Origin of the sequence: Mycobacterium sp. 852002-40037_SCH5390672 (assembly GCF_001665875.1) — a bacterium.
Taxonomy (GTDB): domain Bacteria; phylum Actinomycetota; class Actinomycetes; order Mycobacteriales; family Mycobacteriaceae; genus Mycobacterium.
This window is the reverse complement of sequence record NZ_LZTA01000099.1, coordinates 16918-35133: the sequence shown is the minus strand read 5'-3', so window position 1 is coordinate 35133 and position 18216 is coordinate 16918. Positions and strand designations below refer to the sequence as shown.

Sequence of the window (18216 nt, the reverse complement as noted above, 5' to 3'; positions counted from 1 at the left end):
GCTTGGGCGCCGCCGACTACCCACCCGGCCCCACGCTTGTGGGGTCAGTCGTCAACCGGTGACGAGGTCGACGAACAGGTGGTGGATGCGCCGGTCGCCGGTCATCTCGGGGTGAAACGCCGTGGCCAGCTTCTGGCCTTGCCGCACCGCGACGACGTGCCCGGCCGCGCTGGCCAGCACCTCGACGTCGTCACCGGAGCGCTCGACCCAGGGCGCCCGGATGAACACCGCGCGCACCGGATCGCTCAGCCCCACGAACGGGATGTCACCCTCAAACGAATCAATCTGTCGCCCAAAGGCGTTGCGCCGCACCGTCATATCGATCGCACGCAACGGCAGCGCCTCGCGTCCGCCCGCGCCGGCGTCGAGGATCTCGCTGGCCAGCAGGATCATGCCGGCGCATGCGCCGTAGGCGGGCAGCCCGTCGGCCAGCAGACCCCGCAACGGCTCCAGCAGCCCGAGGTCCCCCAACAGGTGGCTCATGGTGGTCGATTCCCCACCGGGAATGACCAGGCCGTCGACCGCCTCGAGCTCGCTGCGCCGGCGCACCGGCATCGACTCGGCTCCGGCCTCGCGCAGGGCCGCCAGGTGCTCGCGGGTGTCGCCCTGCAGCGCCAGGACCCCGATCCGCGGAGAGCTCACCGGGTGCTCACTGGTGGGTCGGCTGGTATCCGCGTTTGAAGCGGGTCAGCCCCTCCTGCATCACCGCCGCGACCATTTCGCCGGACTGGGTGAAGATCTTGCCCTGGCACAGCGAGCGGCCGCCGCTGGCCGACGGCGAGCTCTGGTCATACAGCAGCCATTCGTCGGCCCGGAACGCCCGCATGAACCACATCGCGTGGTCCAGCGACGCCACCTGCAGGTGCTCGCGCACGTCGAGATGGGTCACCTGGGCCGATCCCAGCAGGGTCAGGTCGCTCATGTAGGCCAGCGCGCAGATGTGCAGCACCGGGTCGTCCGGCAACGGATCACGGTGGCGGAACCACACCTGCTGCTGGGAGGCCTTGCCGGGCAACAGGTGCAGGCGATCGCGCGGCACGATGCAGACGTCCCACTCCTCGAACTGCTTGAATCCGGCGTCGTCGAAGACCTTGATCGAGTCCAGGCCGGGCAGGCCGTCGGGCGGCGGCGCGGCCGGCATCGGGTCCTGGTGGTGGATGCCCTCCTGGTCGGTCTGGAAGGACGCGCCCATGCTGAAGATGATTTCCCCGTGCTGGATCGCGTTGACACGGCGGGTGGCGAACGAGCCGCCGTCGCGGGTGCGCTCGACGATGAAAACCGTGCGCTCCTTGGCGTCCCCGGGCCGCAGGAAGTACCCGTGCAGTGAGTGGACCTGGTAGCGCGGGTCGACCGTGCGCACGGCCGACACCAGCGACTGGCCGGCTACGTGGCCCCCGAAGGTGCGCTGCAGGAATCCCGACTCTGGGCTGAAGATGCTGCCACGGTAGATGTTGACCTCGAGTTGCTCGAGATCAAGGATCTCTTGGATCGCCACGGACTGTTTTTACCAGCCGCGTTCGGCCAGCCGATGGGGCTCCGCGATCTGCTCGACGTTGATGCCCACCATCGCCTCGCCCAGCCCGCGCGACACCTTGGCCAGCACGTCGGGGTCGTCGTAGAAGGTGGTCGCCTTGACGATCGCGGCGGCGCGCGCGGCGGGATCGCCGGACTTGAAGATGCCCGAGCCCACGAACACGCCCTCGGCGCCGAGCTGCATCATCATCGCGGCATCCGCGGGGGTGGCGATGCCGCCGGCGGTGAACAGCGTGACCGGCAGCTTGCCCGCCCGGGCCACGTCGACGACGAGGTCGTAGGGGGCCTGCAATTCCTTTGCGGCGACGTACAACTCGTCTTCGGACAGCGACGTCAGGCGGCGGATCTCGCCGCCGATCGCCCGCATGTGGGTGGTCGCGTTGGAGACGTCGCCGGTGCCGGCCTCGCCCTTGGAGCGGATCATCGCCGCTCCCTCGCCGATGCGCCGCAGCGCTTCACCGAGGTTGGTCGCCCCGCACACGAACGGCACGGTGAACTTCCACTTGTCGATGTGATGGGTGTAGTCGGCGGGGGTGAGCACCTCGGACTCGTCGACGTAGTCCACACCGAGGCTTTGCAGGATCTGCGCCTCGACGAAGTGGCCGATGCGGGCCTTGGCCATCACCGGGATGGTCACCGCGGCGATGATGCCCTCGATCATGTCGGGGTCGCTCATCCGCGACACCCCGCCCTGCGCGCGGATGTCGGCGGGCACCCGTTCCAGCGCCATGACGGCGACGGCGCCGGCGGCCTCGGCGATCTTGGCCTGCTCGGGGGTGACGACGTCCATGATGACACCGCCCTTGAGCATCTCGGCCATGCCGCGTTTGACGCGTGCCGTCCCGGTTCGCCCGTTGCCGTTCGGTGGGTGGGCGGTATTCACTGCTTGATCTCCTTCAACCGTTGTAGACCCAGTCTAATGAGGCGCTTTGACCCGCGTTGACCGACGGACTCAGCGGATGGACAGCAGCGGCCCGGGGGTGCGGCCGCCGGCGAGCGCGGCCGCGTCGGTGAGCAGTCCGGATAGTTGCATCGGGTACACGGTCTCGCCCGCCGCGACGAGCTGTGCGATGTCGGCAGCGTCACACCAGCGGTGGCCGTGGATGTAGCTGCGTTCCAGCTCGGTTCGGCCGGTGCGCGACGGCTCGAACCGCTGGGTGCGGTAGACGAAGTAGAACTCCTCGCTGTCGATGAGCGAGCCGTTGAACTCGAAGACCTCGTCGCGCCGCCAGACGGGCCCGACCATCTCCGACGGCGCGACCCGCAGACCGGTTTCTTCGGCCAGCTCGCGCGCGGCGGCCTCGGCGAGCCGCTCCCCTTGCTGCACTTCGCCGCCCACCGTGAACCACCATTTCGGCGCGTGCCGCTCGGCGAGTGCCGGGTCCGACCCGCACAGCAGCAGCACCGCACCGGTGTCGTCGAGCAGCACGATGCGCGCCGAGGTGCGGTGGTTGAGGACGCCTTCAAAGCCCAAGGCGCCGTGGGCCAGCGCATGCGGCCGTTCGACGATCTCGAAATAGCTGGGCAGCGCGGCGGTCCCACCCAGGTGGAACAACCGCACCAGGGGGCGCTCGGCCAGCGCCAGGGTGTCGCGGACCGCGTCGTTGTGGAAACGACGGGCCAGCACCACCCGGGCCTCGGCATCGGCCATCTCGGCGATCAGCCCGGCCGGCAGTGACGCCGGGTCGACGACGGCCAGCGCGGCCGACAGCTCGTTCTCGGCGTTTTCCCGCGCGGACCGGGGTGCCCCCTCCGCGGCGTCGGCCAGCGCCGCCAGCCGCCGCCCTTCAGACGCGCCGCCGTAGGCGTCGATGGCGACGGCACGCGACACCACCGCGCGCCGCGCCAGTGCACCGTCGAGCGCCTGCCACGACAGGTCGTAGCGGACGTGCAGCCGGTCCAGCCGGTTGGCCGTGCGGAAAGCCCACGCGCCGAAGACCGCCAGCACCGCGACGAAGACCGCGATGGCGACAATCAGCCATGTCATCAACTGGCCACCTCAACCTTGGCGCCTGACGCGGCGACCGTCTCGTACACCCGCGTGATCTGGCTGGCCACCACTGACCAGTCGTAGCGCTGCACAGCTGCCGAACCGGCCGTCACATAACGCTCCCGCAGCACATCATCCTCCAGCACCGCGATCAGCGCATCGGCAAGCGCGTCGCCGTCGCCGACGGGCACCAGGCAGCCGATGTCACCGCCGGCCAGCACGCGCCGGAAGGCGTCCAGGTCGCTCGCCACCACCGGGGTGCCGGCGGCCAGCGCCTCGACCAGGACGATGCCGAAACTCTCCCCGCCGAGGTTGGGCGCGCAATACACGTCGGCGCTGCGCATGGCCGACGCCTTCCCGGCGTCGTCGACCTGACCCAGAAAGCGAAGGTGGTCCACCAATCCGCCTGCCTGCACGCGCAATTGGTCCTCGTCGCCGCGACCGACGACCAGTAGCTGCACGTCGGCGAAACGCTCGACCAGTCCCGGCAGCGCATCGAGCAGCACCGATATGCCCTTGCGCGGCTCGTCGTAGCGGCCCAGGAACAGCACCGTCTTGCCGGCGCGCGGGTAGCCGTCCAGGTGCGGCGCGGCGGCGAACGAGGCGACGTCGACGCCGTTGGGGATCTCCACCGCGTCGGTGCCCAGCGCCTCCATCTGCCAGCGGCGGGCCAGATCGGAGACCGCGATCCGGCCGACGATCTTCTCGTGCATCGGGCGCAGAATGCCCTGAAACACCGTCAGCGTCAGCGATTTGGTGGTCGACGTGTGAAACGTCGCCACGATCGGGCCCGCGGCGATGTTGAGGGCCAACATGGACAGGCTCGGCGCGTTGGGCTCGTGCAGGTGCAGCACGTCGAAATCGCCTTCGGCGAGCCACTTTTTCACCTTGCGATGGGTGGCCGGCCCGAACCGCAGCCGGGCAACCGATCCGTTGTAGGGAATCGGGACGGCCTTGCCCGCCGACACGACGTAGTCCGGCAGCGCGGCGTGCGGCGACGACGGCGCGAGCACGCTGACGTCATGCTCCCGGGCGCGCATCACCTCGGCCAGCTGCAGGACGTGCGACTGCACCCCGCCCGGTACGTCGAACGAGTAGGGACAGACCATCCCGATCCGCATCAGGTTTCCTTCAACCGGGCCTGCTTGGCTTCGGGGAGGTCGGCCAGCCACTGCGGCTGCATCATGTGCCAGTCCTCGGGCCGGGCGGCGATGTTCTTCTCGAAATGATCGGCCATCGCCTGGGTGATGGCGCCGACATCGCCGCTGCTGCTATCCAGGGGCGGGTGGATGGAGACGCCCCAGCCCCGGTCCTCGAACCAGCAATGTGCGGGCAGCAGCGCCGCCCCGGTCGCGATCGCGAGCTTCGCCGGCCCGGCCGGCAGCCGGGTGGGCTCACCGAAGAAGTCGACCTGCACGCCGGTGCGGGTCAGGTCGCGTTCGGCCATCAGGCAGACCACCCGGTTGTCCCGCAGCCGGTCGCACAACACGTCGAAGGGGGGCCGTTCTCCGCCGGACAGGGGCAGCACCTCGAAGCCCAGGCGTTCGCGGTAGGCAATGAAGCGCCGGTACAGCGACTCGGGTTTGAGGCGCTCCGCGACGGTGGTGAAGGTGCCGTGGGTCTGGGCCAGCCAGACCCCGGCCATATCCCAGTTGCCGCTGTGCGGCAACGCGATCACCGCGCCGCGGCCGCTGGCCAGCGCCGCCTCGATATGGTCTCGCCCCAGGACCGAGTCGTGGAGCTCGCGGCCCAGTGCGGCCAGGTCCATCCCCGGGAGCCGGAACGCCTCGCGCCAATACCGGGCGTAGGAGGCCAGCGAGGCCCGCATCACCGAGTCGGGCACATCCTCGGGCGACACGCGCAAGACGCGGGCCAGATTCTTGCGCAACTGGTCGGGGCCGCCGCCACGGGCGGCGTAACGCGCCCCGGCGTCAAAAGCGTTGCGCGCGGCGAACTCCGGCATCGCCCGCACCGCCATCCAGCCGGACGCGTACGCCCAGTCGGCACCGATTCCGCCCGTCAGACGGCCCACCGTCCGGCTCGCCAACTGGCGCACCATGCGGGGTTGTGCCCCAATCGCTTTCATGCCCGGCGGAGTGGGGATCACGGCTCGCCCGATTCCACCAGCCGGTCGGTGGCGCCCGGCGAGGTGCGCACCGCGTGCAACCGCTGCGCGCAGGTGAGGAGGCTGGCCGCCGCCAGCACCCACATCGCGACCGGTAGTGCGGGCGGCCAGGCGACGAACGGAAAGTCCGACACGCCTGCGCCGACGAGCACGATGATCAGCCGTTCCGGCCGTTCGATCAGGCCCCCGTCGCCGCGTAGCCCGCTGGCTTCGGCGCGGGCCTTGATGTAGGAGATCACCTGCGAGGTGACCAGGCAGATCAGCGTCGCCGCCACCAGCAGCTTGTCGTGCAGGCCGAACGCGATCCACCACAGCAGCCCGCAGAACACCGCACCGTCGCTGACCCGGTCACAGGTGGCGTCGAGCACCGCGCCGAAGCGGGTGCCGCCGCCGCGTTCCCGGGCCATCGCCCCGTCGAGCATGTCGAAGAGGACGAAGAACGAGACCACACACGCCCCCGCGAACAACTTGCCCACCGGGAACAGCGTCAGCGCCCCGGCCACCGCCACGACGGTGCCCAGGACCGTGACGACGTCGGGGGTCAATCCCAGCCGCAGGCACGCCCGCGCGGTCGGAGTGGTCAGCCGCGCGAACGCCGCCCGCGACAGGAACGGCATCTTGCTCATGGTTGTTTCGTCCACTCCGTGGCCAGCAGCTGGCGCGTGTCGCGCAGCAATTGCGGGATCACCTTCGACCCGCCGATGATGGTGATGAAATTCGCGTCGCCGCCCCAGCGTGGCACCACGTGCACGTGCAGGTGTTCGGCCAGTGACCCACCTGCCGACGTCCCCAGGTTCAGCCCGACGTTGAAACCGTGCGGCCGCGAGACGTTCTTGATGACGCGAATTGCCTTCTGAATGAAGGACATCAGCTCCGCGCTTTCCGGGTCGGTCAGCTCTTCGAGCTCGGAGACCCGCCGATAGGGCACCACCATCAGATGTCCGGGGTTGTAGGGGTAGAGGTTGAGCACGGCGTAGACGAGCTCGCCACGGGCGACCACCAGCCCGTCTTCGTCGGCGAGGTGTGGAATGTCGGTGAACGGCTCCTCGGTCTTGCCGTTGTCGCGCTTCGTCGGCGCCTCGGCCAGGTAGGTCATCCGGTACGGCGTCCACAACCGCTGCAGGTGATCTTGCTCGCCGACACCCCTGTCCAGGATGGTGTCGTCGGCAGCCTGCTCGGCAGGTTCGCGATCACTCACAGTCACTCACCACTTGACACTTTCACGAGTTCGGCTGTGGGCACGGAATTCTCGCGGTCGGCGATCCACTTCACGATCGCATCGACCGCGCTGTCGCGGGGCACGCCGTTGATCTGGGTGCGGTCACCGAAACGGAAGCTGACCGCCCCGGCCTGCACGTCGCGGTCACCGGCCAGCAACATGAACGGCACCCGCTGGTTGGTGTGGTGGACGATCTTCTTGGCCATCCGGTCGTCGCTGGCGTCAACCTCGACCCGCACGCCGTGCGATTTCAACTGGGCGGCAATGCTTTCCAAATATGCGACGTGCTCGTCGGCGACCGGGATGCCGACCGCCTGTACCGGAGCCAGCCAGGCCGGGAACGCCCCGGCGTAGTGCTCGGTGAGGATGCCGAAGAACCGCTCGATCGACCCGAACAGCGCGCGGTGGATCAGCACCGGCCGCTGCCGGCTGCCATCGGCGGCGGTGTATTCGAGTTCGAAGCGGTCCGGCATATTGAAATCGACTTGCAGCGTGGACATTTGCCAGCTTCGGCCCAGCGCGTCCTTGACCTGCACCGAGATCTTCGGGCCGTAGAAGGCCGCACCTCCCGGATCGGGCACCAGCTGCAGGCCGGACGCCTCGCCGACCTCGCGCAGGATTTCGGTGGCCTCCTCCCACGCGTCGTCGGAACCCACGTATTTGTCCGGGTCCTTGGTGGACAGTTCCAGGTAGTAATCGTTGAGGCCGTAGTCGCTCAGCAGGTCGAGCACGAAACGCAGCACCGAGGTCAGCTCGTCGCGCATCTGCTCGCGCGTGCAGTAGATGTGCGCGTCGTCCTGGGTCATTCCGCGCACCCGGGTCAGCCCATGGATCACGCCCGACTTCTCGTACCGGTAGACGCTCCCAAACTCGAAAAGCCGCAACGGGAGTTCGCGATACGACCGTCCTCGCGACCGATAGATCAGGTGGTGCATCGGGCAGTTCATCGGCTTGAGGTAGTAGTCCTGGCCGGGTTTGCGCACCGTGCCGTCGTCGTTGAACTCCGCGTCGAGATGCATCGGCGGGTACATGCCGTCGGCATACCACTCCAGGTGCCCCGACGTGACGTAGAGCTGCTCCTTGGTGATGTGCGGCGTGTTGACGAACTCGTAGCCCGCCTGCTCGTGCTTGCGCCGGGAGTACTCCTCCAGCTCTCGTCGTATGATTCCGCCTTTGGGGTGGAAAACCGCCAGGCCGGAACCGATTTCGTCGGGGAAGCTGAACAGGTCCAGCTCGCTGCCCAGCTTGCGGTGATCGCGACGCTGCGCTTCTTCGATCAGCTCGAGGTAGGCGTCCAGCGCCTCCTGCGACTCCCACGCCGTGCCGTAGATGCGTTGCAGGCTGGCATTTTTCTGATCTCCCCGCCAGTAGGCGGCCGAGCTTCTGGTCAGTGTGAACGCGGGGATGTGCTTGGTCGTCGGGATGTGCGGTCCCCGGCATAGGTCGCCCCAAACCCGTTGTCGGGTACGGGGATTGAGGTTGTCATAGGCGGTGAGCTCGTCGCCGCCGACCTCCATGACCTCCGGATCGCCGGACTTGTCGTCGACGAGTTCGAGCTTGTACGGCTCGTTGGCCAGCTCGGCGCGCGCCTGATCTTTGGACTCATACACGCGCCGCTCGAACAGTTGACCCTCTTTGACGATCTGACGCATCCGCTTTTCCAGCGCCGTCAGGTCTTCGGGGGTGAACGGCTCCGGCACATCGAAGTCGTAGTAGAAACCGTCGGTGATGGGCGGGCCGATGCCCAGCTTGGCTTGTGGGAACAGCTCCTGGACGGCCTGTGCCAACACGTGTGCGGCCGAATGCCGGATGACGCTGCGGCCCTCGTCGGTGTTGGCGGCCACGGGAACCACCTCGGCGTCGGCATCGGGCGTCCAACTCAGGTCGCGCAACGTTCCCGAGTCATCGCGCACCACCACGACGGCGTCGGGCGTGCCCCGCCTCGGCAGCCCGGCCTCGCCCACCGCGGCGGCCGCGGTGGTCCCAGCGGGCACCCGGATCGGGGATGCTCCTGGGGTGGGCTCTGCTGCGGCGCTCATCGAGGTGTTCTCCAAGGGGTGGGGTTACAGGCAAAGCTGTGTGATCGTGATGGGTCTTGGTTCGGTCGTAGCCATGCTATCGGTGCCGACCGCGCTCAGGGCTGGCCAGGTTTGAGCCGCACGAACAGCGCGTCGGCTTCGGTCAGCAACTGATCGCCGTCGGTCAACCGGCCCGACACGAAGATCTTGCGCCCGTCCACCCGGTCGACGCCCGCGTCGAACCGGAGTTCGGTTTCCACCGGGACGACGTGGCGGTAGTCGATCTTGAGGTACGCGGTGCGCTGTCGCGGGTTGCCGGTGAGCACCGACGCCGACAGCCCGAGAACGGAGTCGAACAGCATCCCCAGCGCGCCGCCGTGCACGGCTCCGTTGCGGCCCAGATGGAACCGGGCGAAGCGGGCCTGGCCATGGATCCGGCCGTCAGTGCCTATTAGCGGCCCGTCCCGGACCTGCATCGGGATGGTCAGGATGTTGCCGCGCATGGGCAGGTCCATCCGCCGACCCGACGGGGACGCCCATTCGTCGGCGTCGAACGGCGCCAGCAGCGCCGACGCCTTCTCCAGCAGGTCAGCGGCCTCTGTGATCACCTCGTCGGGCGCGTCGGCGGCCCGGGCGTGATCCTGCAGCGAGCGCACGGCGTCGATGAACCTGCCGTAGTCGGGCCCGCCCTTGGTCGTCGGTTCCGGCGGATTGAATCCGCCGCCGGGGTGTCGCTGATGTTCGGCCACCACCACACCGTATTGCCCCGGCGGGCGGGCTTTCGCGCGGTGCTTAGACCGGCTGCTGCGCCCCGGCGGCCGACAATGTTTCGAACTCGTCATCGGACAGCTCGATCTGGGCGGCGGCGACGTTCTCCTCCAGGTGCGCGACCTTCGACGTACCCGGAATCGGCACCATCACCGGCGAGCGTTTCAGCAACCACGCCAACGCCAACTGGGAGGGCGACGCGTCGTGGTCGGCGGCGATGCGCTGCAGGGGGCCGTCGGCGGCCGCCAGTGGTCCCGCGGCCAGCGGGAACCACGGGATGAACCCGATGCCCTGTTTGGTCGCGGCGTCCAGCAGCGGCTCGGCGCCACGGGCCGTCAGGTTGTACATGTTCTGCACCGACACAATCTCGGTGACGCGCAGGGCCGCGTTCAGCTGGTCGACGTCGATCTCGGACAGGCCGATGTGGCGGATCTTGCCTTCGTTCTTCAAGGTGAGCAGCTCGCCCACCTGATCTTCGAGCGGGAAGTTCGAGTCGATGCGGTGCAGCTGGAACAGATCGATGGTGTCCACGCCCAGCCGGCGCAGGCTCATCTCGCATTCCTGACGCAGGTAACTGGGATTACCCAACGGAATCCAGACGTCCGGACCGGTGCGCAGCAGCCCCGCCTTGGTCGCGATCACCAGGCCCCCATGAGACGAGTAGGGATGCAGCGCCTCGCGGATGATCTCCTCGGACACGTAGGGGCCGTAGGAGTCGGCGGTATCGATGAAGTTCACCCCGAGTTCGACGGCCCGGCGCAGCACCCGGACGCATTCGTCACGGTCGGCGGGCGGGCCCCACACGCCTTTCGCCGTCAGGCGCATGGCGCCGAAGCCGAGTCGGTTGACGGTCAGGTCACCGCCGAAGGTGAATGTTCCGGATGCCCCTGCAACAGTTTTCGAGTTTTCTGCGGTCACACCTTTAGACCGTACGCGCCAAATGCGGCCACGCATCTCCGCGTGGCAAGCTGAGCAGGTGGACCTGCGCGCGCTCGAGGAACTCCCCCTGACCTACTCCGAAGTGGGTGCAACAGCTTCCGGCGAACTGCCCGCGGGGTATGACCATCAACACGCCGAGCGCCAAATCGGCACGGGCCGGCAGCGTTTCGAGCAGGCCGCCGACGCCGTCATGCGCTGGGGCATGCAGCGCGGGTCCGGGCTGCGCGTGCAGGCCAGCTCCGAGATCGCCGTCGTCGACGCGGTGGTGGTGGTGAAGATGGGCTTTGTGCCCGCGCCCTGCCGCGTCGTCTACGTCGTCGACGAACCAGACATCCGCGGCTTCGGCTATGGCACCCTGCCGGGCCATCCGGAGTCCGGCGAGGAACGCTTCGTGGTTCGCCGGGACCCGGTCACCTCCGCGGTGTACGCGGAAGTGTCGGCCTTCTCCCGGCCCGCGACCTGGTGGAGCAAGGCCGGCGGGCCGGTGCTGAAGGTGGGTCAGCGCCTCATCGCCAAGCGCTACCTGCGCGCGGTGTGACCGCCGGCGCTAACCGCCCCACCCGGTCAGCAACTTTTCGGCACCCGTACACATCTCGTCGATGACGTCGGCCACCGACGCGTCGTCGCGGATCATCCCGACACCCTGACCGGCATCCACGGGCGCGATCCGGCAGTCCCCGGCGGCGATCGCCGCGGCCAGCTCGTCGCAGGCGCCGGCGTCCAGTGCTTCCTCGTGACCCGTCCAGTGCTGGACGAAGTCGTTGGCCAACACCCGCGAGGGGAACCGCGCCGGCCAGGGCAGCCCCTTGGCGACGTCGAAAGCCCGGGTGACGGCGGTGTCGGTTTCGGTGGCCGTGACCAGCGCCCGGCGGCCGGTGTCGCCGGTCAGGGCCTCCGGACATGCCGAAAACCTGGTGCCCACCCACGCGCCGCTGGCTCCGGCGGCCAGCACCGCGGCCAGGCTGCGCGCCGAGGCGACTCCGCCGCCGGCCAGCACCGGCACCGAGACGGCGTCCAACACGGCGTCCAGCAGCGGCAGCAGCCCCAGCTTGTCCTCGCCGTGCCCGCCGCCCTCGGACCCGCGCGCGACCAGGATGTCGACTCCGGCGTCGACCGCCTGCCGAGCCCCGGCACTGTCGTAAACCTGTGTGACGGTGGGGATTCCGGCGTCATGCGCCTTGGCGACCCACGACCATTCGGTTCCGAAGCTGACCGACAACAGGACCGGACGTGCGGCCAGCGCGTCCTCGAGCAGCCCGGCCTCGTTGCGCATCACCCAATCGACCATGCCGATGCCGAACCGCCCGTCGACGTGCTGTAGCTGCTCGGCCAGTAGCTGCCTGGTCGCGACACTGCCCATGCCGACCATGCCGAGACCACCGGCCGCCGTGACGGCGGCGGCCAGGCGGCCGCCGGCGACCCCGCCCATCGGGGCGTTGACGATGGGGACCCGCAGACCGAAATTCGTTGACCAGGGCGTCGACAACATCGGTGGCTAGTGCGCCGACGGAATGGTCTTCAGCACGGTCAGCAGGATCACCGAATCCTCGACCGCGTGCAGGGCGTGTCGTTCGGGGGGAATCGCGACGTATTCACCCGCCCTGCCATCCCAGGCGTCGCTGCCCGCCGTCAGCCGCACGTGACCCTGCAGCACCTGCAGTGTCGCCTCGCCGGGGCTGTCGTGTTCGGCGAGGTCGTGACCGGCCAGCAGGGCCAGCACCGTCTGCCGAAGCTCGTGGGTGTGACCGCCGTGGATGGTGTGGGCGGCCCGTCCGCTGTGCGATTGCTTGGCCTCGGCGATCTTTTCGGACGCGAGCTCGGTCAGCGAGATGGAATCCATATCGGGTCCTTCGAAGTTGCACGGCCCGCATCGGGCCTCGAGATTGCTGTTAGCCGCTCAGTAGCAGTATCCCCGCCACGACGAGGGCGACCACCTTGACCGCCTCCAGTGCGACGTAGGCGTAGTGGGCCCGCGAGCGCGGTCCGTCCGATCCGGCGAGCACCTTGTCCGCGCGACGGGTCAATGCCGGACGCACCGCGACCAGCTGGATGGCCAATGCGGCCACGGCGACGGCGATCGCCACCCTGACGCCCGCCCGCGCCGGACCGGCCACCACGATGGCCCCGATGACCAGGGCGAATGCCACCTCGACGGTGTTGAGCGCGCGGAAGACCAACCGCCCGATGCCGAGCCCGATCTGCAACGTCACGTTGGGCGCCCGGAATTTCAGTGGAGCTTCCAGGAACGAGATCGCCGCCACCATGCCGAGCCAGATGTAGGTCAACGCGACGGCGACCGCTGTGCCGGTGCTCATGTGGCCGCCCCTTGCAGGGTCAGGTGAGCCACACACAGATCCGGCTCGACGAACGGGTCGAGCCGGTCCACCGAGACGGGCGCTCCCCAAGTCTGGACGGCGCCCTGCATGAGACCCAGATGCACCGGGCAGACCACGCTGGAGCGGTTTTCGGCCAATTCCAGAAAGGGGCAGTGCCGCAACCCGACCTGCTGCTGTCCTTTGCTCACCCGACGCTCGGGGGCGAAGCCGAGTTCGTCGAGCACATCGATCAGGTGGGCGATGGCCTCTTCGGCGCTGCCGGCGCCGTCGGGAAGCGGGTGAAGTTCGGCATCCATCTTCTGTCCCCAGGCGCGGCCCGCGGCCAGGGCCTTGGGCCCGGGATCGGGCTCGGTGGCGAAGGCCGTGACCAGGATCTCGGCCAACAGCCGATAGTGCCGGGTTCCGCCGCGATCCATCTGCCGGACCGCGCGAAACATCAGCGGTGGCCGCCCGGGCCCTCTGCGATCCAGCTCGACGTGCTCCACCTGACCGTCAGCGACCAGGCTGTCGAGGTGGAAGCGGACGGTGTTGGGGTGCACGCGCAGCACGTCGGCGATTCCGGCGATGCTCATTGGATCGGGCGAGGCCCGCAGCAGCCGCATCACGGCGCGCCGCCGGCCGGCCGATTCCCCGTTCGAGGAGTCCCGGGACTTCGGGAACTGCTGGGATTTCACTGGGTGCCTCCCGCTCGTTGTCCTTCACGCCCCGGCCGAATGGGTGGCACCGGGCTGGCCCGCCACCAGCGGCGTGTCGATACCGAGCGGGAATCACCGTCGTAGTAAATCGCTTCCACCGGACGAACCGGTTCACCCGCGCCGCAATCGGCGCATTCGTCGGGATGAATGTAGAGCGCCCGGCCGCCTTCGTAAATGCAATGCACGGGGTATTCCTCGACGCAAGCGCGGTCCATCACATCGACGCATGGCTTCCCGATCGCGCAGCTCACGCCCTAGAGTTTACACAATCCCGATTGTGAAAACTAGCGGAAGGTCGGAGAACCCATGGCCGCCAACGAACTTGACGTACGCGGTCCTGGAAGCTGGAAAGCCCTGCGCGACAGGAGATCTGATGCCAGGACGGCGCCCAGGGCCGGCCGGACGCGGCCAACGTGGTGCGCGGCGTGCTCAGCGACCTTGGCACCGGGCACCGCCAGAGCACCGCCGTAGGCCTCTGACCTTCGTCTTTGCACCCCTGGGAGACTTTGGGCCCGTTCCGCAACCTCTGCGTGACGGTTTAGTTACGCCCCCTGACGTAACTTTGGCTGCGGCAGTTGCGGGGAGAACAAGGGAGATTGCCGGCTATGGGTGCTACCTCACCGTTGTTGACGGAGTCCGACCTCGATGCATTGGCGTCGGATTTCCTGGAGTCGCATTACCTCGGGTCCATCTATGCCGATTGGTCACCGGATCGACGGCTCGACATGTTCCTGCGGCGGCGCGGTCTCGCCCGGGTGGCCAACGACGGCGACCTGTCCCACAACGTCCTGGAACGCATCATGGCCCGGGGCCGCGCCACGCTGGCACGGCACTGATCGGCCTGTTTTCTTCCGTTTTTCTTCCGTAGCACCAGGTAGGCGATCCGATGACCACAAAGTTCAAAAAAACGGGAATTCTCACGGCGAAAATACCAGCCAACGCATTGGTACAGACGTACTATTGTGCCCTAGAGCTGAACGCGCCGCCGGGGTCGGATGAGTCGTTGAGGCTCGCGGGGAGGGCACGATGAATTCACCGAAATGGACGGTTCATTGGCCGCAGCGCAGGCCCACCGCCACGATCTATCAGCTGACCGATCGCCTCCACAAAGGACACATCGCTCGCGTACCCGCGCACCAGATCACGGCGACGGTAGCGGCGTGGCTGGCCGACCTGGGTGCCAACAGCCCGTTGGTCGACGAACTCGAGCGCGCCGTGTGTGGCGGCGACTGGCCGGCCGCACACGCGCTGAGTGAGTGCCTGTCCATCGAGATCGCGGTGGCCGACTGAGAAGTCGTCCAGCAAATCGCCGCTTTTAATCGACATTATTGCTGGTTTTCATCAACAGTTTTGTTGACGTATATCGGAGTGCCCAACAGTAACGGGCGTGTCCGACATCCCGACACAAACAAAGTATCTGCAGGCCTCGCGGGGCCGCCGCGCGTCGCACTACTCCGGTGACGACCGCGAACAGGCGATACTTGCCACCGCCGAGCGGCTGTTGCAGGAAAGGCCGCTGGCCGACTTTTCCGTCGACGACCTAGCAAAAGGCGCCGGCATATCGCGGCCCACCTTCTACTTCTATTTCCGGTCGAAGAACGCGGTGCTGTTGTCGCTGCTCGACCAGATGAACAGCAAGGCACAGGCGGCGCTGGGGGCGCTCGACGTGGTGTCGTCCGGTGACCCCGAGGCGATCTGGCGGGCACGCATCGAATCGTTCTTCGAGGTGTCCGCCTCGCACCGGGCGGTGGCCGTCGCCGGTGCGGCGGCCAAAGCCACCAACCCCGAGGTGCGGCAGCTGTGGTCCGCACTCATGAGCAAGTGGATCGCCTACACCACCATCGCGATCAGGGCCGAGCGCGGCCGCGGCGCCGCTCCCGACACCATCCCGGCCGCGGAGCTGTCCGTGGCGCTGAACATGTTGAGCGAGCGGATGATGGCCGCGGCGTTCACCGCCGAGGATCAGGCGATCCCCGAAGATCGGGTGATCGACACGCTGCTGCACATCTGGCTGGCCAGCATTTATCAGCGCTGAGCAACCACCTGTGCCGCGCGGCTCAGGCTCTCGTCGATCAACCGGTCGGTGGCGCCGAAATAGGTAGAGGTCGGCTCTTTGCCCACCAGGTCGGCGATTGCCCGCTGTTCACCCGAAACGTCTGCGGCTTTGAGGTTTTCGGCCATTCGCTGTGAGTGTACGGTCAACCCGGCGAGCAGCTCGCCGCTATGGGATCCCGCGACGACGGTGCGCCGGCCCAGCGTGCGCAGGGTGTCCCACTCGGCATGCCATCCCCCGTCGGGCCGCTCGTCGTTGGCCAGCGCGGCCGCGGTGTGCAGCGTCGCGGCCAATGGCGGTGCCGCAATGGCGGCGCGGCGGATCAGGATGGACAGTATCGGGTTTCGCTTGTGCGGCATCGACGACGAGCCCCCGCGGTCGGTGGCTGCCGGCTCGCTGAGTTCGGCGATCTCCGGGCGGACCAGGGTGACGACGTCGGAGGCGATGCGGCCCCAACAGTCGGTGCAGCCGACGAAGGCGTCGCCGGCCGCCGTGACGGGTGCTCGGGCGGTGTGCCACGCGGACCGGTCTTGCAAGCCCAAAGTGGTTGCGGTGCTTTGGATCAGTTGACGTGAGACACCGGCCGGGTCGGTCGTGCCGGTGAGCAATGCGGCCAGCTCCGTCGTTGCGGCCAATGTGCCGGCGGCGCCGCCGATTTGGATCGGTGTGGTCAGCGCGCCAACGCGCTCGAACGCGTCGACGATCCCGGTCAGCCAGCCGGCGGCTTTGCCGCCGAAGGTGGTGGGCGCGGCGTGCTGGGTAAGGGTGCGGGCCACCATGGGCGTGGCCCGATGCCGGGTTGCGAGTTCGGACAGCGTGGAAATCTGCTGTCTCAGCTGAATTGTCAGCTCATCGGCGACCGCGCGCAGGGCCAGCATCAGTCCGGTGTCCAGGACGTCCTGGCTGGTGAGTCCGCGGTGAATCCAGGGCGCGACGGCCGGTTCGGACCGCCGCCGCAGCAGCTCCACGAGCGCAATGACCGGGTTGCCGCCGCCCTCGGCGGCGACCGCGAGTGTCTCACAGTCGTTGCGTATGACCAGATTCGACAGGTCCACCGCGGCGCATGCGGGCGGAGCCAGGCCGGCGGCCGCCAGTGCGCTCAGCCACGCGGATTCCATCGCGACCATCGATCCCAGCAGCGCCTCATCGCTCATGTGCGCGCCGGCGCGGTGGTCTCCGGGCCACAACAGGTTGGTCATCGCGCGTCTTCCCGGAAGGCCAGGAACACGGTCTCGGCCGGGCCCTGCAGGTGGATGTCGAAACGGTAAGCTGCGCCGCCGTTTTCGGCGACGCAGAGCAATGTGTTACGGCGCTCGGCTGTGACCGTCGCCAACAGCGGATCGGCGTGCGGGTTGGCGCCGGGCAGATAGGCGCGGGTGAACAGCCGGTTCAACAGTCCCCGCGCGAACACGGTGAGCGCGAAAAACGGCGATCGCCCGGCGTCCGCCGTTCCGGGCGCCAGCGTGGTGAAGGTGTAGCTTCCCTCGGCGTCGGTCGCGCAGCGCCCCCACCCGGTGAACACCGTATGGTCGCGGCGCAGCGAACCGGCTTGCCGCGGAACACGTCCCGCGCCGTCGGGTTGCCAGAGTTCCACCAGTGCGTCCGGGACCGCTGCTCCGGCACCGTCGTACACCCTGCCGTGCAGCCGGATGGCCTGCGGGTGGCCGTCGCCGACCACCTGGTTGCCACCGGGATACGGCAATCCCAGGTCGAGGAAGGGACCGACCGTTTGCCCTGGCGTGCAAGATGATTCAGCCATGCTCGCCTTCTGTCGGTGTCTGTGCGCGACCGGCCAACACGATGTCCCACCGGTACCCGGTGGCGTACTCCGGTTCGGTGAGGTCGTGGTCGTACCGGGCGATCAACCGTTGTCGTGCGGCGGGATCGAGGATCGACTGGAAGATCGGGTCCAGCTCGAACATCGGGTCACCCGGAAAGTACATCTGGGTGACCAGGCGCTGGGTGAAAGCTGTTCCAAAGAGGGAGAAATGGATGTGGGCCGGGCGCCACGCGTTGTGGTGGTTGCGCCACGGGTAGGGGCCGGGCTTGATGGTCAGGAACCGATAGGTTCCGTCCGGGCCGGTCAGACAGCGGCCCGCACCGGTGAAGTTCGGGTCGAGTGGCGCCTGATGCTGGTCGCGCTGATGGCGGTAGCGCCCGCCGGCGTTGGCTTGCCAGATCTCGACCAGCTGGCCCGCGACCGGCCGGCCGGATTCGTCGAGGACGCGTCCGGTCACCACGACGCGCTCCCCGATCGGCTCGCCCGGATGACCGGCCGTCAGGTCGGCATCGAGTGCGTCGACGTCCTGGTGGCCGAAGCACGGTGCCCAGCGTTCGACGCCCTCGGGATCGACGACGATCAGCGGTTGCTTCGGATGGCGCAGGATCGTGCTGCGGTACGGCGGATAGTCGAGCCGCGGCTGCTCGTATTCGACTCTCCCCGCGGCGCCCTGGTATTGCGCTGCGATGCCGGCGATCTCCGCGGTGATGTCACCCTGAGACGCGACACGCTGCGGGTCCATGTGCCGTGAGGCTACTCT

23 protein-coding genes are annotated in these 18216 nt (G+C 68.1%); 4 read left to right on the top strand and 19 right to left on the bottom strand.

Annotated elements, in window-relative coordinates; translation table 11 throughout:
* Positions 1 to 51 precede the first annotated feature (51 nt).
* From pdxT to A5782_RS18470, 11 genes are all read right to left on the bottom strand, one after another.
* Positions 52 to 642, bottom strand: a complete 591-nt coding sequence (pdxT, locus tag A5782_RS18520; RefSeq protein ID WP_067103271.1) for a pyridoxal 5'-phosphate synthase glutaminase subunit PdxT — start codon at positions 640 to 642, stop codon at positions 52 to 54.
* 7 nt (positions 643 to 649) lie between these two features.
* Positions 650 to 1495 (bottom strand): acyl-CoA thioesterase II, encoded by an 846-nt coding sequence (tesB, locus tag A5782_RS18515; RefSeq protein WP_067103269.1) that lies wholly within the window; start codon positions 1493 to 1495, stop codon positions 650 to 652.
* A gap of 9 nt (positions 1496 to 1504) precedes the next feature.
* Entirely contained in the window at positions 1505 to 2416 is a 912-nt protein-coding gene (gene pdxS, locus A5782_RS18510) for a pyridoxal 5'-phosphate synthase lyase subunit PdxS (RefSeq protein WP_067103266.1), read from the bottom strand.
* Positions 2417 to 2485: 69 nt separating this feature from the next.
* The gene (locus A5782_RS18505) at positions 2486 to 3520 is read right to left on the bottom strand and encodes an NUDIX domain-containing protein (protein ID WP_067103264.1); all 1035 of its coding nucleotides are present in this window, start codon (positions 3518 to 3520) and stop codon (positions 2486 to 2488) included.
* Positions 3520 to 4644: a glycosyltransferase family 4 protein gene (locus A5782_RS18500; protein ID WP_067103262.1), complete on the bottom strand. Its 1125-nt coding sequence runs from the start codon at positions 4642 to 4644 to the stop codon at positions 3520 to 3522. Before A5782_RS18500 ends, A5782_RS18505 begins: the two co-directional genes overlap by 1 nt.
* Entirely contained in the window at positions 4644 to 5582 is a 939-nt protein-coding gene (locus A5782_RS18495) for a phosphatidylinositol mannoside acyltransferase (protein ID WP_156624021.1), read from the bottom strand. The genes A5782_RS18500 and A5782_RS18495 overlap by 1 nt, the downstream gene beginning before the upstream one ends.
* A 44-nt stretch (positions 5583 to 5626) precedes the next feature.
* On the bottom strand, positions 5627 to 6274 hold the full coding sequence (gene pgsA, locus A5782_RS18490) for a phosphatidylinositol phosphate synthase (RefSeq protein WP_067103358.1): 648 nt from the start codon (positions 6272 to 6274) through the stop codon (positions 5627 to 5629).
* Positions 6271 to 6846 (bottom strand): HIT domain-containing protein, encoded by a 576-nt coding sequence (locus A5782_RS18485; RefSeq protein ID WP_067103258.1) that lies wholly within the window; start codon positions 6844 to 6846, stop codon positions 6271 to 6273. The genes pgsA and A5782_RS18485 overlap by 4 nt, the downstream gene beginning before the upstream one ends.
* Before the next feature lie 2 nt (positions 6847 to 6848).
* On the bottom strand, positions 6849 to 8906 hold the full coding sequence (thrS, locus tag A5782_RS18480) for a threonine--tRNA ligase (RefSeq protein ID WP_067103256.1): 2058 nt from the start codon (positions 8904 to 8906) through the stop codon (positions 6849 to 6851).
* Positions 8907 to 9001: 95 nt separating this feature from the next.
* Positions 9002 to 9640, bottom strand: a complete 639-nt coding sequence (locus A5782_RS18475; RefSeq protein ID WP_067103254.1) for a PaaI family thioesterase — start codon at positions 9638 to 9640, stop codon at positions 9002 to 9004.
* 37 nt (positions 9641 to 9677) lie between these two features.
* Entirely contained in the window at positions 9678 to 10607 is a 930-nt protein-coding gene (locus A5782_RS18470; protein WP_067103252.1) for an aldo/keto reductase, read from the bottom strand.
* A gap of 22 nt (positions 10608 to 10629) precedes the next feature.
* Between A5782_RS18470 and A5782_RS18465 the strand changes: the two genes are divergently transcribed.
* Complete coding sequence (locus tag A5782_RS18465; protein WP_067103250.1) at positions 10630 to 11130, top strand: DUF1990 family protein; 501 nt, start codon at positions 10630 to 10632, stop codon at positions 11128 to 11130.
* A 9-nt stretch (positions 11131 to 11139) separates the two neighbouring features.
* Here the strand turns inward: A5782_RS18465 and A5782_RS18460 are convergent, their stop codons facing one another.
* The 5 genes from A5782_RS18460 to A5782_RS18440 form a co-directional block, all read right to left on the bottom strand.
* A complete protein-coding gene (locus tag A5782_RS18460; protein ID WP_067103248.1) occupies positions 11140 to 12081 on the bottom strand; it encodes a nitronate monooxygenase family protein in 942 nt (313 codons plus the stop codon).
* Positions 12082 to 12087: 6 nt separating this feature from the next.
* The gene (locus tag A5782_RS18455) at positions 12088 to 12432 is read right to left on the bottom strand and encodes a cupin domain-containing protein (protein WP_067103246.1); all 345 of its coding nucleotides are present in this window, start codon (positions 12430 to 12432) and stop codon (positions 12088 to 12090) included.
* 49 nt (positions 12433 to 12481) lie between these two features.
* Complete coding sequence (locus A5782_RS18450) at positions 12482 to 12907, bottom strand: hypothetical protein (RefSeq protein ID WP_067103244.1); 426 nt, start codon at positions 12905 to 12907, stop codon at positions 12482 to 12484.
* Positions 12904 to 13530 carry a metalloregulator ArsR/SmtB family transcription factor gene (locus A5782_RS18445; protein WP_231986721.1) on the bottom strand — a complete coding sequence of 209 codons (627 nt, stop codon included), beginning with the start codon at positions 13528 to 13530 and terminating at the stop codon, positions 12904 to 12906. The genes A5782_RS18450 and A5782_RS18445 overlap by 4 nt, the downstream gene beginning before the upstream one ends.
* A gap of 68 nt (positions 13531 to 13598) precedes the next feature.
* A complete protein-coding gene (locus A5782_RS18440) occupies positions 13599 to 13874 on the bottom strand; it encodes a ferredoxin family protein (RefSeq protein ID WP_231986720.1) in 276 nt (91 codons plus the stop codon).
* 375 nt (positions 13875 to 14249) lie between these two features.
* Between A5782_RS18440 and A5782_RS18435 the strand changes: the two genes are divergently transcribed.
* From A5782_RS18435 to A5782_RS18425, 3 genes are all read left to right on the top strand, one after another.
* The gene (locus tag A5782_RS18435) at positions 14250 to 14459 is read left to right on the top strand and encodes a hypothetical protein (protein ID WP_197694275.1); all 210 of its coding nucleotides are present in this window, start codon (positions 14250 to 14252) and stop codon (positions 14457 to 14459) included.
* Positions 14460 to 14649: 190 nt separating this feature from the next.
* Positions 14650 to 14913 (top strand): hypothetical protein, encoded by a 264-nt coding sequence (locus tag A5782_RS18430; protein ID WP_067103237.1) that lies wholly within the window; start codon positions 14650 to 14652, stop codon positions 14911 to 14913.
* A 97-nt stretch (positions 14914 to 15010) separates the two neighbouring features.
* Entirely contained in the window at positions 15011 to 15658 is a 648-nt protein-coding gene (locus tag A5782_RS18425; protein ID WP_067103234.1) for a TetR/AcrR family transcriptional regulator, read from the top strand.
* Here A5782_RS18425 and A5782_RS18420 read toward each other — a convergent pair.
* From A5782_RS18420 to pcaH, 3 genes are read right to left on the bottom strand one after another with little or no spacing between them, the layout of a single operon-like run.
* Positions 15649 to 16875: a lyase family protein gene (locus A5782_RS18420; protein WP_067103232.1), complete on the bottom strand. Its 1227-nt coding sequence runs from the start codon at positions 16873 to 16875 to the stop codon at positions 15649 to 15651. The two genes, A5782_RS18425 and A5782_RS18420, sit on opposite strands and share 10 nt — an antisense overlap.
* Entirely contained in the window at positions 16872 to 17435 is a 564-nt protein-coding gene (pcaG, locus tag A5782_RS18415) for a protocatechuate 3,4-dioxygenase subunit alpha (protein WP_067103229.1), read from the bottom strand. Before pcaG ends, A5782_RS18420 begins: the two co-directional genes overlap by 4 nt.
* Complete coding sequence (pcaH, locus tag A5782_RS18410) at positions 17428 to 18198, bottom strand: protocatechuate 3,4-dioxygenase subunit beta (RefSeq protein WP_067103227.1); 771 nt, start codon at positions 18196 to 18198, stop codon at positions 17428 to 17430. Before pcaH ends, pcaG begins: the two co-directional genes overlap by 8 nt.
* Positions 18199 to 18216 lie beyond the last annotated feature (18 nt).